The organism is Peribacillus deserti (assembly GCF_002863585.1).
Lineage (GTDB): Bacteria > Bacillota > Bacilli > Bacillales > DSM-1321 > Paraperibacillus > Paraperibacillus deserti_A.
Map to the genome: position 1 here is coordinate 1 of NZ_PGUY01000085.1, position 13,919 is coordinate 13,919.

Annotated in this window: 12 protein-coding genes, 1 tRNA gene, 1 other RNA gene and 1 other annotated feature; of the genes, 11 read left to right on the top strand and 3 right to left on the bottom strand. The window is 40.8% G+C overall.

Annotation, left to right across the window (positions count from 1 at the left end):
* Positions 1 to 638: 638 nt before the first annotated feature.
* Positions 639 to 1,604: a YaaC family protein gene (locus tag CUU66_RS22550; RefSeq protein WP_257968111.1), complete on the bottom strand. Its 966-nt coding sequence runs from the start codon at positions 1,602 to 1,604 to the stop codon at positions 639 to 641.
* A gap of 115 nt (positions 1,605 to 1,719) precedes the next feature.
* Between CUU66_RS22550 and guaB the strand changes: the two genes are divergently transcribed.
* The 4 genes from guaB (at position 1,720) to CUU66_RS22575 (ending at position 7,619) form a co-directional block, all read left to right on the top strand.
* A complete protein-coding gene (gene guaB / locus CUU66_RS22555) occupies positions 1,720 to 3,186 on the top strand; it encodes an IMP dehydrogenase (protein ID WP_101645654.1) in 1,467 nt (488 codons plus the stop codon).
* A 145-nt stretch (positions 3,187 to 3,331) separates the two neighbouring features.
* Positions 3,332 to 4,651, top strand: coding sequence for a serine hydrolase (locus CUU66_RS22560; protein ID WP_101645655.1), 1,320 nt, complete (start codon positions 3,332 to 3,334; stop codon positions 4,649 to 4,651).
* Positions 4,652 to 5,749: 1,098 nt separating this feature from the next.
* Positions 5,750 to 5,992: a binding site (T-box leader), on the top strand.
* Between the two features lie 61 nt (positions 5,993 to 6,053).
* The gene (gene serS / locus CUU66_RS22570) at positions 6,054 to 7,331 is read left to right on the top strand and encodes a serine--tRNA ligase (protein ID WP_101645657.1); all 1,278 of its coding nucleotides are present in this window, start codon (positions 6,054 to 6,056) and stop codon (positions 7,329 to 7,331) included.
* A gap of 195 nt (positions 7,332 to 7,526) precedes the next feature.
* Positions 7,527 to 7,619: transfer RNA gene (locus CUU66_RS22575), tRNA-Ser, on the top strand.
* Positions 7,620 to 7,786: 167 nt separating this feature from the next.
* Here the strand turns inward: CUU66_RS22575 and CUU66_RS22580 are convergent.
* Together CUU66_RS22580 and CUU66_RS22585 are read right to left on the bottom strand one after the other, a co-directional pair.
* A complete protein-coding gene (locus CUU66_RS22580; RefSeq protein ID WP_101645658.1) occupies positions 7,787 to 8,461 on the bottom strand; it encodes a deoxynucleoside kinase in 675 nt (224 codons plus the stop codon).
* Positions 8,439 to 9,098 (bottom strand): deoxynucleoside kinase, encoded by a 660-nt coding sequence (locus CUU66_RS22585; protein ID WP_101645659.1) that lies wholly within the window; start codon positions 9,096 to 9,098, stop codon positions 8,439 to 8,441. The genes CUU66_RS22580 and CUU66_RS22585 overlap by 23 nt, the downstream gene beginning before the upstream one ends.
* A gap of 281 nt (positions 9,099 to 9,379) precedes the next feature.
* On the opposite strand from CUU66_RS22585, the gene tadA reads away from it, so the two are divergent.
* From tadA to CUU66_RS22620, 7 genes are all read left to right on the top strand, one after another.
* Positions 9,380 to 9,901, top strand: a complete 522-nt coding sequence (gene tadA / locus CUU66_RS22590) for a tRNA adenosine(34) deaminase TadA (protein WP_101645660.1) — start codon at positions 9,380 to 9,382, stop codon at positions 9,899 to 9,901.
* A 40-nt stretch (positions 9,902 to 9,941) separates the two neighbouring features.
* An RNA gene (gene ffs / locus CUU66_RS22595) (signal recognition particle sRNA large type) lies at positions 9,942 to 10,206 on the top strand.
* Between the two features lie 156 nt (positions 10,207 to 10,362).
* Positions 10,363 to 12,042, top strand: coding sequence for a DNA polymerase III subunit gamma/tau (gene dnaX / locus CUU66_RS22600; protein ID WP_101645661.1), 1,680 nt, complete (start codon positions 10,363 to 10,365; stop codon positions 12,040 to 12,042).
* 15 nt (positions 12,043 to 12,057) lie between these two features.
* A complete protein-coding gene (locus CUU66_RS22605) occupies positions 12,058 to 12,381 on the top strand; it encodes a YbaB/EbfC family nucleoid-associated protein (RefSeq protein ID WP_180955400.1) in 324 nt (107 codons plus the stop codon).
* Between the two features lie 11 nt (positions 12,382 to 12,392).
* On the top strand, positions 12,393 to 12,989 hold the full coding sequence (gene recR, locus CUU66_RS22610; RefSeq protein ID WP_101645662.1) for a recombination mediator RecR: 597 nt from the start codon (positions 12,393 to 12,395) through the stop codon (positions 12,987 to 12,989).
* Positions 12,990 to 13,014: 25 nt separating this feature from the next.
* Positions 13,015 to 13,233, top strand: a complete 219-nt coding sequence (locus tag CUU66_RS22615) for a YaaL family protein (RefSeq protein WP_101645663.1) — start codon at positions 13,015 to 13,017, stop codon at positions 13,231 to 13,233.
* A 79-nt stretch (positions 13,234 to 13,312) separates the two neighbouring features.
* On the top strand, positions 13,313 to 13,576 hold the full coding sequence (locus CUU66_RS22620; RefSeq protein WP_101645664.1) for a pro-sigmaK processing inhibitor BofA family protein: 264 nt from the start codon (positions 13,313 to 13,315) through the stop codon (positions 13,574 to 13,576).
* Positions 13,577 to 13,919 lie beyond the last annotated feature (343 nt).

A 13,919-nucleotide genomic window follows, 5' to 3' on the forward strand; every position in this document is an offset into this window, starting at 1 on the left:
TGTGAGAGTAGGACGCTGCCAGGCAGAACGAAGATCAGCTGTGATAGCTGGTCTTTTTTTGTGCTTTCAAATTAAAGGTTAAGAACAAATACAAATAGAATGTACTTTGCACATGAGGACCAGAGTGAGAGCAGCTGAGGAAGAAATCCGCCGGCCATCACCCTTTCAGAACCCGAACACGGAAGTTAAGCTCTTCAGCGCCGATGGCAGCCCGCGGACTCTTCCCCCTGTGAGAGTAGGACGCTGCCAGGCAGAACGAAGATCAGCTGTGATAGCTGGTCTTTTTTTTGTGCTTTTAAATCAAAGGTTAAGAACAAATACAAATAGAATGTACTTTGTACATGAGGACCGGAGTGAGATAAGCTGACAGAGAGTTCCGCCGGCCTCGTTAAAAAATACGAACACCGAAGTTAAGCTCAAGCGCTATGGCATACGACTCTCCCTTCAGAAGAAAAGAGGCTTCTAAGGATAATAAGACCATCCCACATGTTTCATGAGCTATATAGTACCGTTCCTATATGTTAATATCTATCCCGGACCAAGTTTTTACCAGCTTGAGCAATTCCAGGCAGCAGTTTCTTTTTCCCCTTATAGAGCCCCTTAACGCTCCTGCTGAGCCCAACTATCCAATTCCCCCTCTACATATACGGATGTGTCTCATTAATCCAATTTTTAATGAGCTGAGGTCCTTTGCTTTCTGTGATATGCAGGAAGCTCTTGATAAAAGCAAAGTCAGAATTCGGTGTGGTTTTCAACAGGTCCAGCCACCATTCCGTTTCATAACGGGCAATCATGCTAAGGTTGTATAGCAGCAAATAGTGAATCAGAATTTCTGGCAGTATGAAGCATTTTGATTCTTTGTTAACTGAGATTTCAATGTTAGAAGTGTCGTTATTTATCCGAAACACACCCTGGTTGGAGAAGCGTGCACTGCCATCAAAAGTTAGTGCCAGTTTTTCAGCAGATTCATCCAGAGTAAAAGACATCGCCGTCTTTTTTGTGAGGTATTCCGTAAAGCGTTCAACTGGCATGTGATAGTGGTCAAGGATTTCTGCTGTTAGAAAATAGGTATCTTTCCCTTTTTCCAAAGGGAAGTAGTTGTTCATGTTGAAATAAGATAAAAATAAAGAATTTAATTCTGGTACTCCCTGCAACAACTCCTTCATTACTAGTTTTTCTCCTTCTAAATGTTCCATGTGAAACATTTTTTCGGCAAAGTGGGTGAGTAGTCCATTTTTTTGTATTTTGATTTCATCGTATAAAAACTCGTATTGCTGCTTTTTCCTTTTTCTGGCGGAAACACCATGTGCTAAAACAGAGGTGGATTCAGGGTAGGAACAGTCAACAGTTAAAAGGCAAGCTTTAATCAGCTGCCCGTATCCATAAAAAAGCAGATTTGGTTTTATTGTTAGTGGTGCAATCTTGGCCTGTTCATAATAGTTTTGAGCATGTTCTATATAATAAATAAAGGGATAGCAGTTGTCGTAGCATTTCGCATCGCTGTTCGGGAACTCTTTTGCTTCATAGCATTTTCGAAGAAATGACTGGGAATAGGAAGCAGAAAAGTATACGATAAAGTCATGCCAGGGGGATTGGTTATGCACCAAGGAAAAAACCTCCAAGTTATTTGAAAAATCGAACATTTCTATTCTTTCTTGACAGTATTTTGTCCAATTGATAACCTACTAATAATATTTTTTAAAGCCTGGAGGGAATAAGATGTGGGAATCGAAGTTCGTTAAAGAAGGTTTAACTTTTGATGATGTACTATTAGTGCCTGCGAAATCAGATGTATTGCCAAAGGATGTTAACATTCAAACGGCTTTAACTGAAACGCTGAAAATCAATATTCCAATTATAAGTGCGGGAATGGATACCGTTACAGAAGCGGAAATGGCGATCTCAATGGCGCGCCAAGGCGGCCTTGGCATAATCCATAAGAACATGTCGATTGAACAACAGGCTGAACAGGTGGATAAAGTAAAACGTTCTGAAAGCGGAGTTATATCTGATCCATTTTTCCTGACTCCTGATCATCAGGTGTTTGATGCAGAGCATTTAATGGGAAAATATCGTATCTCAGGTGTACCTATCGTAAATAATAATGACGAGTTAAAGTTAGTAGGTATCCTTACTAACCGAGATCTTCGATTTATCCAGGATTACTCAATTAAGATTTCCGATGTAATGACTAAAGAAAATTTAGTTACAGCTCCAGTCGGAACCAATTTGGAACAGGCAGAAAAAATATTGCAAAGATACAAAATTGAAAAGCTTCCGCTCGTTGATGACGAGGGTGTTTTAAAAGGCTTAATCACGATAAAAGATATTGAAAAAGTTATTGAGTTCCCTAATTCAGCAAAAGACGCTAAGGGCCGTCTCTTAGCAGGTGCAGCTGTCGGGGTAACGAAAGATACGATGAAGCGTGTTGAGAAACTTGTACAGGCCAATGTGGATGTTATTGTAATAGACACCGCACATGGCCACTCACAGGGAGTACAGGATACGGTAAGGCAAATTAGACAGCAATATCCTGATTTAAACATTATTGCTGGTAATGTGGCTACAGCTGAAGCTACACGCGCTTTAATTGAAGCGGGTGCAGATATAGTCAAAGTCGGCATAGGGCCAGGATCTATTTGTACAACGCGGGTTGTTGCAGGTGTTGGTGTACCGCAGATTACAGCTGTGTATGACTGTGCTACTGAAGCACGTAAACTCGGAAAGGCCATCATTGCAGATGGAGGCATTAAATACTCCGGGGATATTGTAAAAGCACTTGCTGCTGGAGGACATGCTGTCATGCTGGGAAGTTTGCTGGCAGGGGTATCTGAAAGCCCAGGGGAAACTGAGATTTATCAGGGACGCCGGTTTAAAGTATATCGCGGCATGGGGTCTGTAGCTGCTATGGAAAAAGGTTCTAAAGACCGATACTTCCAGGAAGATAATAAAAAATTTGTCCCAGAAGGCATTGAAGGCCGTCTTCCTTATAAAGGACCATTGTCTGACACATTGTATCAATTGATCGGCGGACTTCGCTCCGGTATGGGATACTGTGGAACAAAGGATTTAATGGAACTAAGAGAAAATGCTCAATTTATCCGGATGACAGGTGCAGGCCTGCACGAAAGTCATCCTCATGACATTCAAATTACAAAAGAAGCACCAAATTATTCAAAATTCTGAGCCTTTTTCACTACTCGGAAATTGGTAATATATACAAACAAGACAGAGTGTAATCCTCTGTCTATTTTTTTATTTTTTTTTATGATAAACTAGAAAAAGTGAAAAAAATAGATTCATTTATTTGAAAAGCTGGAGGTAAAGAAACTTGAAAAAAGTCAGCCAGATTACACTGATTTTGACCTTGATGGTTGCTCTGATTGCATCGCAATTTTCTTTTCAAGCAAGTTCCGCTCATGCTGAAGATACACTTGGGTTAAAAGCAGAGGCTGCGATACTTCTTGATTCAAAAACTGGGAAGATTGTCTATGAAAAGAATGCGGACGCTGTATTAGGTGTTGCCAGCATGTCAAAAATGATGGCAGAGTACAGTGTGCTAGAAGCGATTAAGGACAAAAAACTTTCGTGGGACCAAAAGGTAAAAATCAACCATTACGTCCACGAGCTATCTAAGGCTCCTGGTCTATCCAATATTGGATTAACTGAAGGCGAAGACTATACAGTAAAAGAATTATATGAAGCGATGGCGATTTTTTCCGGGAATGCTGCAACAGTTGCACTTGCTGAACTTCTGGCAGGTAGTGAAAAAAATTACATTAACTTCGCAAACAAAAAAGCTAAGGAACTTGGATTAAAGCATGCTAAATTTGTAAATGCCAGTGGATTAAACAACTCAGATCTTATGGGCAATCATCCGGCTGGAAATGAAACGGACGAGAATATTATGTCAGCCCGTGACATTGCAACTCTAGCATTCCATTTAATCAACGACTTCCCTGAATCGATAGAGTATTCAAAAATCCCTAAACTAAAGTTTCGTGATGGCGAAATCTACCCTAACTTTAACTGGATGCTTCCAGGCTTAAACTATGAGTATGATGGGGTTGACGGGTTAAAGACAGGATCAACTGACTTTGCGGGTTATTGCTTCACTGCTACTGCAGAGAGAGATGGACAGCGTTTTATTTCTGTCATTATGAAAGCTGATTCAAAGGATTCACGTTTTACTGAAACTAAAAAAATATTAGACTATGGATTCAACAACTTCAAAGAGGAACAGCTTCTTCCTGCTAAATATCAAGTTAAAGGCAAAAAAACACTCTCCGTTGATAAAGGGAAAGAAGATAGTGTTAAGATTGTAACGAAAGCACCTGTGAAAATGGTGATTAGAAATGGCGAAAAGAAAAATTATCAGCCGGCTCTAGTGTTAGATAAAAAGAAATTAAATGAAAATGGCGAATTAACCGCCCCTGTCAAGAAAGGTGAAACAGTAGGGTACATAACTGTGAAACCGAAAGACGGCCAGGACTTTGGTTTCTTATTGGATCATTCACAAAATAGAGTAGAAGTGATAGCTGCAGAAAGTGTTGAAAAAGCGAATTGGTTCGTTCTCTCCATGAGAGGCGTCGGCAGTTTCTTTGGAAACGTTTGGAGCAATGCTGCTTCTGCTATAAAAGGGCTTTTCTGAGTTATATAAAAAAGCAGTCTTAGGACTGCCCAGGGCTGTCGAGAACGTCTCGGCGGCCCTTTTTTGTCCTTATATACGCGTAGTCGGTCCTGGCTTGGCGTGATAATCTGCTTTACAGCAAGAGGACAGCCCGAAATTAATCGAAGCAATGCCATAAATACAGAGTGAGGATTCCGGCTCGTCGATCAGCATATTCGGTAAAAGAAAAGCATAAAGGCAGCTGGGTAAGCATAAAGGCACAAACTTAAGCATAGGAAGAAGCGAGATAATCATAAACATAGATAACATAAGCATAAAACCAAGAAACTTAAGCATAAACCTTCAAAACATAAGCATATCCCCATAGAAGGTAAGCATAAACCCTTTTGTATGGTTCTACTTCCTTCACATTTAATAAAAACCTCTTCCAAAAAGCCTTTTTTCCAGTGTTAGGGAGGCAAATTGCAAAAAAAGTAACAAGAATGGGGTTCATCCGCAATAAATATTGGTTTTATGATAAAAAATGGACCACCATTCCCCCAGCTATGCTGCAGCCTGGCGGCATTCGTAAGTTCAAATGGCAGTGGAATACATAATTAAACTGAATAGGGATCCTTAATTTATATCAGTTCTTTGAAGAGGCACCGTTCTCCGTTTTTCTATATGTCCAGCTGCGAACTGCCATCCTCCCGTCATAAGCCAATCAGTCCATGAGAAGGAAAACACTTCTCACGGCCTGTTCGTCTTATGCTACTCGGATGGCTGCCTTCAATTAATAAGTTTTTTAAAATAGTCAGTTAAACATTCATCCTTTAAAATTCTCTCTTTAGAAGGCACCGTTCTCCGCTTTTCTGTATGTCCAGCTCCAAGCTGAGACCCTCGAGACATAAGCCTGTCAGTCCATGAGAAGAAAACCGCTTCTCACGGCCTGCCTGTCTTATGCTTTTCGGGTCTCTGCCTTTCATTTAATTTTAGTAAGTACTACACGTTTGTTTATCATGCGTTTATTAATTTGTTTGCAAGGAAAGGCACCGCTTTATGCTTTTCTTAATATATTTGTATAAAAGTATTGCGTGTAGTATAAAATTGTAGTAAATTATCTAATAATCAAAGATTCGTGAAAAAGCGATGACAGGAATAAGTAACAGGATTAATCGTTCTATAGAGAGTCGGTGGCTGGTGTAAACCGACGGCGGTGCTTGTGAATCCATCCTGGAGCAAAGTATGGAACCCCAATACAGCCTTTTTTGGCTGGATCATTGGCTAGTAATTACTTTCGGCATTAAAGCCGTTATCTAATTGAGGTGGAAAGCTGCAGGGCTTTCAACTAGGGTGGCAGCGCGGGTAACTCTCGTCCCTTTTTTGGGGATGGGAGTTTTTTTATTTGCCGTCGAATCTATAAAAGGATCAGGAGGATTTTATCATGCTGGATATAAAATTTTTACGGGCTAATTTAAATGAAGTTAAAGAGAAGCTCAAATTTAGAGGCGAGGATTTAAATGACTTTGGCGAGTTTGAGGAATTGGATCAAAGACGCAGAGCCTTGATTGTGGAAACAGAGGAATTGAAAAGCAAAAGAAATGAAGTGTCTCAGCAGGTTGCTGTTTTAAAGCGTGAAAAGAAAGATGCGGATGAGTTAATCGCAGAAATGCGTGAGGTCGGTGACAAGATTAAAGCATTGGATACGGAGCTTCGTGAAGTCGAATCTGTACTGGATAAACTGCTTTTGTCCATTCCGAACATCCCTCATGAAAGCGTGCCAGTAGGAGATTCTGAAGATGACAATGTAGAAATCCGTACGTGGGGCAATGTTCCACAATTCGATTTCGAAGCAAAGCCGCACTGGGATCTGGCAGACGAGTTAAATATAATTGATTTTGAACGTGCTGGAAAAGTCACTGGCAGCCGTTTTGTATTCTATAAAGGGCTTGGAGCCAGATTAGAGCGGGCACTTGCCAGCTTCATGCTTGATCTTCATGTAGAAGAGCATGGGTATGAAGAAATTCTTCCTCCATATATCGTAAACCGGGCAAGCATGACAGGTACTGGGCAGCTTCCTAAATTCGAAGAAGATGCCTTCCGGATTGAAAGTGAAGACTACTTCTTAATTCCGACTGCAGAGGTGCCGGTTACGAATATGCATCGTGATGAAATATTAGATGGAGAAACCCTTCCGATGAGCTATGCTGCATATAGTGCATGCTTCCGTTCTGAAGCAGGATCAGCCGGCCGGGATACCCGCGGGCTAATCCGTCAGCATCAGTTTAACAAGGTTGAACTGGTTAAATTTGTTAAGCCTGAGGATTCATACGACGAGCTTGAAAAGCTTACAGGTCATGCCGAAAAAGTTCTGCAGCTGCTTGGCCTCCCTTATCGAGTTCTAAGTATGTGTACAGCAGACTTAGGATTTACAGCAGCTAAGAAATACGATATAGAAGTATGGCTTCCAAGCTATGAAACTTACCGGGAAATTTCTTCTTGCAGTAATTTTGAAAGCTTCCAGGCTAGACGCGCTAATATCCGTTTCCGCCGTGAAGCTAAAGGCAAGCCAGAGCATGTTCATACATTAAATGGATCCGGCTTGGCCATTGGACGTACAATCGCTGCAATCCTGGAAAATTATCAGCAGGCAGATGGCAGTGTAGTCATCCCTGAAGTGCTGAGGCCATATATGGGCAATAAAGAAGTAATTAAACCATAAGTTTGCAGGAGGCAGCTCTAACGCAGAGCTGCCTTTTTATATAGCTCTGTTAAATTGTCTATTGATTGCATCAAGAGGAACTCGCTATCGATATTCCTAAAATCATCATGAATTCTAACATAGCCAAGAATAAAATATTTGCTTGACTTTTTTGCTGGATCAATATAATATATTATTTGTTGTTAATATTAGCTCGGAGGTATACCCAAGTCCGGCTGAAGGGATCGGTCTTGAAAACCGACAGGGGTGTAAAAGCCCGCGGGGGTTCGAATCCCTCTACCTCCTCCATTATTTAACTTTAAACCACAGCGCATAAACATTGGAGATGTTTTAAATCCGCTACTCATTTTGAGTAGCGGATTTTTTATTATAAAAAAAGCGTTGTTAAGTTTGGTACAGCCGTGCAAATAAAATAAAAAATGACGCTGCATCCTTATTCAGGCAGCGTCATTTTTTTATACTTTTAATCGGAGCTTTCTTGTCTGATGGAGGAAGGAGGCTATTCTTTCTACGATAGGTTCGATGGATTCCTCATTGTTTATTAAGTCATAATCATTAATATTTAAGCGAAGAACAGGGCATGCATTAAAATGATTAATCCACTCTTCATAACGGGCATGCATTTCTTTCCAGTATTCTATTGGTGTCTGCTGTTCCATAGGCCGTCCGCGCACTTGAATACGTTCCAGAATATCATCCAATGATCCTTCAATGTATATCAATAAGTCTGGATGAGGGAAATAAGGTGTAAGCACCATTGCCTCAAAAAGGCTTGTATAGGTTTCGTAATCCACCTTGTTCATTGTTCCTTTTTCATAATGCATTTTTGCAAAAATGCCTGTATCTTCATAAATGGAGCGGTCTTGAACAAATCCGCCGCCATACTCAAATATCCTTTTTTGTTCTTTAAAACGTTCTGCAAGGAAATAAATCTGCAAGTGGAAGCTCCAGCGCTCAAAGTCATTATAAAATTTATCTAAATAGGGATTTGTGTCTACTTTTTCAAAGGATGTACGGAAATCAAGAGCGTTTGCAAGAGCGTTGGTCATCGTTGACTTACCAACACCGACTGTACCTGCAATCGTAATCACCGTATCATTCGGGATCTCATATTTTTTTCGTAGGTTCATGCTTATAAACTCCTTTTTGAAGCTCTTTCTCAATTTGGGAAAGGATATAATCCAGATCTTCTTTATTATTTACAAAATCCAGTTCATCCCCATTGAAACGCAATACCGGGATTTCTGGATGCAGGTTTTCAAATTCGCTCATAAAGTGATTATAGTCCAGGGACAGCTGTTTTAAATAAAGAGGACTGATGTTTTTTTCTATATCTCTGCCACGTTTATCTATCCTTGCCAGCAATGTGTCAAGGCTGGCGTTGAGATAAATGATCATGTTTGGTACGGGCATATCTGCTGTTAGAATTTTATAGATATCCAAATACTTATCGTATTGGTTTGTTTTTAAAGAACGCTGGGCAAAAATGAGGTTTTTAAAAATATGGTAATCCGCAACGACTGCCTTGTCACGGCTTAAATAATTTTCCTGAATATCCTCAAGCTGTTTATATCGATTACACAGGAAAAACATTTCAGTTTGAAAGCTCCACTCATCTATATTCTCGTAGAATTTTCCCAAAAAAGGATTTTCGTCAACGATTTCTTTTAATAGACCGAAGCTGAAATGATCGGAAATGATCTTTGCTAGAGATGTTTTACCCACACCAATAGGACCTTCAACCGTAATAAATGGTGTGTTATTCATGAAACGTATCCCCTCCATATATGATTTAGACAAGAATTATGTCTAAATATGTAAAAACACACAACAAGAGATATTTTAACACAGAGGAAGGTATAAAGGAGAAGTTTATTTTTGGAATTGAAGAGGTTCTGGCTTTCAGCGGAGCGATTTTGTATAGTTTATGTATACACCGCCGCTTTTAACGATGTTCAATATAGTGGACTAAAAATAATCTCGTTTCCGGATATAATGTATACTGCCGTTATGAACTATAGAACGCCTTTATTATAGAAGGAGGCATTATGACAGAAGATCAAAAATTCATGAAAGTGGCTATTGAAGAAGCGAGAAAAGCCGAAGCGATTGGCGAGGTGCCAATCGGGGCTGTGCTTGTACTGAATGGAGAAGTTATATCCTCAGCCTTCAATTTAAGGGAAGATTTACAAAGTGCTGTCGCTCACGCGGAGTTAATGGCAATCGATAAAGCATGTAAAAAGCTTGGAACATGGCGGCTGGAAGATACGGTCCTTTATGTCACGCTGGAACCCTGCCCTATGTGTGCCGGCGCCATTATTTTGTCCAGAGTTAAAAGAGTCGTATATGGAGCCAGTGACCCTAAAGCGGGCTGTGCTGGTACATTTATGAACCTTCTCGAGGACCAAAGGTTCAATCATCAAAGTGAGGTCACCTCCGGAGTGTTAGCTGATGAATGCGGAGAGCTTCTGACAGCGTTTTTTAAATCATTAAGAGAAAAGAAAAAGAAAGAGAAACAAATGAGGAAGCAGCTGCAGCCGGCGGAACATACAGAAATTAACAGCCGTTAAACATTGATTTTTGGACAAAAAGTAAGTATACTTGTAATTACCGTGCTAGGCGGGGAGGTAGCGGTGCCCTGTACTCGCAATCCGCTCCAGCGAGGCTGAATTCCTTTTCACGGTTAATATATTGCAGGGTCTGCCTTAAGTAAGTGGTGTTGACGTTTGGGTCCTGCGCAATGAGAATCCATGAACCATGTCAGGTCCGGAAGGAAGCAGCATTAAGTGGAATCTCTCATGTGCCGCAGGGTCGCCTGGACCGAGCTAACTGCTTGAGTAACGCTTGTGATAGTTAATCAACAAAAGGTGCACGGTATGATTACATACCATTAAAACTCATCCCAATAAAATAATGGGGTGAGTTTTTTGCTATAGTTTTAAATTACAGGGTAAATTTCTTTAGAGGTTTTTGAAAAAGGGAAAAATAATACGTTATAATAAATATAAAGATGTGAAAAGGGGAGTTTAACGTGGGATATCAAGCATTATATAGAGTTTGGAGGCCGCAGTCGTTTCTTGATGTTGTAGGCCAGGGACATGTAACCAAAACCTTGCAGAATGCCCTCGTTCAGCAAAAAATCTCCCATGCTTATTTGTTTTCAGGACCCCGGGGAACCGGAAAAACAAGTGCAGCCAAAATTCTTGCAAAAGCGGTAAATTGCGAGAAGGGACCAGCTGTTGAACCTTGTAACGAATGTCCTTCATGTAAGGGTATAACGGACGGGTCTATACCGGATGTTATTGAAATAGATGCTGCTTCAAATAATGGAGTAGAAGAAATAAGAGATATTAGAGATAAAGTGAAATACGCTCCTAATGCAGTTAAGTTTAAAGTATACATCGTGGATGAGGTCCATATGCTCTCGATCGGGGCCTTCAACGCTCTGTTAAAGACACTCGAGGAGCCACCTAGACATGTTATCTTCATCTTAGCTACTACAGAGCCGCATAAAATTCCCCTAACGATTATTTCGAGATGCCAACGTTTTGATTTCAAACGTATAGGTTCAAAGGATATAGTGGGGAGAATGGAACAGATTACGTCCGAAACAGGTGTCGAGTGCAGCGGACAGGCGATGAATATCATTGCCAGAGCGGCCGAGGGCGGGATGCGTGACGCCCTGAGCCTACTTGATCAGGCTATTTCGTTCAGTGAAGGTGAAGTTACAGAAGAAGATGCCCTGACGGTTACCGGAGCTGTATCCCAGTCGTTCCTTACGAAGATTGCAAAAGCGATCCATGAGAAAGACGTAGCCAAAGCACTGGATATTCTTGAAAGACTTCTATCTCTAGGAAAAGATCCATCGCGCTTCCTTGAGGATATGATTTTTTACTTCAGGGACATGCTGCTCTATAAAACAGCACCTGGGCTCACAGAGGCGCTGGAGCGGGTATGGATAGATGAAGACTTTAAGGGTCTTGCTGAAGCTCTGCCGCCGGAAGATTTATACAGCATGATTGAAAGCTTTAATAATACCCAGCAGGAAATAAAGTGGACGAACCATCCACGGGTTTTCATAGAGGTTGCGCTGGTTAAGCTCTGCAATCAGGAAAGCAGCCCGCGTGGAGATGGATATTACCAGGAATTAATACAAAAAATAACTTCACTGGAATCCCAGGTTCAGGAGCTTAAAGAAAAAGGCATTGCGATTTCGGCAGAAGCAAAGACAGCTTCACAGCCAAAACCCCAAAGAACGGCAAAAAAGCAATTCAAGGCACCAGTCGGTAAAATCAATACAGTATTAAAAGAAGCAACCAAGCAGGATTTACATGCTGTCAAAGGACAATGGGGACAGATGCTCGAGATGCTGGTGAAACAGCAGATGAAATCTTCAGTTGCGCTGTTAAATGATGCAGAACCAGTAGCTGCCTCTGCAGACGCTTTTGTGGTAAAATTTAAATACGACATCCACTGCCAGATGGCTATGGAGAATTCCCGTTTTTTAGATGCACTAGGAAGTATCATTCAGCAAACGATTGGGAAACGTCTCGCGGTGATTGGAGTGCCTGAAGATCAGTGGGGGAAGATCCGCGAAGAATTCCTGTCTACACAATCGAATGATATGACTGAATCTAAGCAGGAGGAAGATCCCTTTATAGCTGAAGCTAGAAAGCTAGTTGGCGATGAATTATTAGAAATTAAAGATTAACTGGAGGCTGTTAATATGATGCGTGGAAACGGAAATATGCAAAATATGATGAAGCAGATGCAAAAAATGCAAAAGAAAATGGAAGAAGCTCAAGCAAACCTGGGCGAAGAAAAGATCGAAGGTACAGCTGGCGGAGGAATGGTTACTGTTGTTGTAACTGGTCATAAAGAAATTGTAGAAGTAAATATAAAACCAGAAGTTGTAGATCCCGATGATATTGAAATGCTTCAAGATTTAGTATTAGCTGCAACAAATGACGCTCTTAAAAAGGCAGATCAGCTTGCTAATTCAACAATGGGGCAATTCACAAAAGGATTAAATCTTCCTGGAATGTTCTAGGAGGCTGATGTATGCATTACCCTGAACCGATATCTAAACTGATAGACAGTTTTATGAAGCTGCCGGGCATTGGACCAAAAACTGCGGCCCGGCTGGCTTTTTTTGTTCTAAATATGAAGGAAGATACCGTACTCGACTTTGCTAAGGCGTTAGTAAATGCCAAAAGGAATCTAAGCTACTGCTCCGTCTGCGGCCATATTACAGACCAGGATCCGTGCTATATTTGCGATGACCAGCGAAGAGACCGCAGTATTGTATGTGTTGTTCAAGACCCAAAAGACGTAATTGCCATGGAAAAAATGAAAGAATATACAGGATTGTATCACGTGCTGCATGGCAGTATTTCTCCGATGGACGGAATTGGCCCTGAAGATATTAACATTCCTGATTTACTTAAACGGCTGCAGGATGAAACGATTAAAGAGGTTATCTTAGCAACCAATCCGAATATTGAAGGGGAAGCGACGGCCATGTACATTTCCAGGCTGCTTAAACCGTCGGGTATTCGGGTTACACGTATTGCCCACGGACTCCCTGTCGGCGGAGACCTGGAATATGCTGATGAAGTAACTCTCTCTAAGGCAATTGAAGGCCGAAGAGAGGTATAGTGATTAATAAATGGGAGGTCAGACTGTGTTCTTTCGGCGAAAAGGATGGCTGCGTAAAGAATATGACCAACGTCTTATCGATCAGCTTGAAGAATTAAAACGAACTTGGCTAAACCAAAAAGCCCTGTTAGAAAAAAGTGTGGATCCGTCCCATGATATTATCTGCAGTACCAAAATCGCTGAAGCTAAATATTTCTACTTATTTAAAGAAGCGAAAAAAAGACAGGTAAAACTCAAACGGTAATGAACCAAGAACAGGGTTCTTCAAAAAGCCTCTCCTGCATATGCTATCTATACAAGCATATATCAGGGAGGTGTTTTTTATGGAACCAATTGCATTTGTCGCTGTGATCGGATGTTTAATCGTCCTTCTATTATTAATGGGGACTCCTCTCAAACCACTGCGCTGGATTGGACAAGCCTTTATCAAACTGGTTATTGGAGCCTTGTTCTTATTTTTCTTAAATGCAGCGGGAACAAATATTGGACTTCATGTGCCGATTAATCCAGCCACTGCTACAATAGCGGGATTTTTAGGTATACCAGGAACGGCTGCACTAGCCGCCATACAATATTGGATATTATAGAAGTATAATAATTATTTTTAAAGAGCTTAACTCACAGCTCTTTTTTTGTTTTAACGACTTTAAAAAGAAAAGGCAGAATTACTGTTGACTTTGTGTGTCAAAGTTGTTATTATAAATCTTGTCGCTGAAACGCAGACGAAAATAAGATAAAAAAGTTGTTGACAATTAGATGTAGAAATGTTATTCTAATAAAGTCGCTTCTGACACATTGTTCTTTGAAAACTGAACGAAACAAGACGCCAGATATTTTCTCTCTGAGAAAATAAAACAAGTTTTAAACTTTTTAAGAGCTATATCAAACATTCTTCGGAGAGTTTGATCCTGGCTCAGGACGAACGCTGGC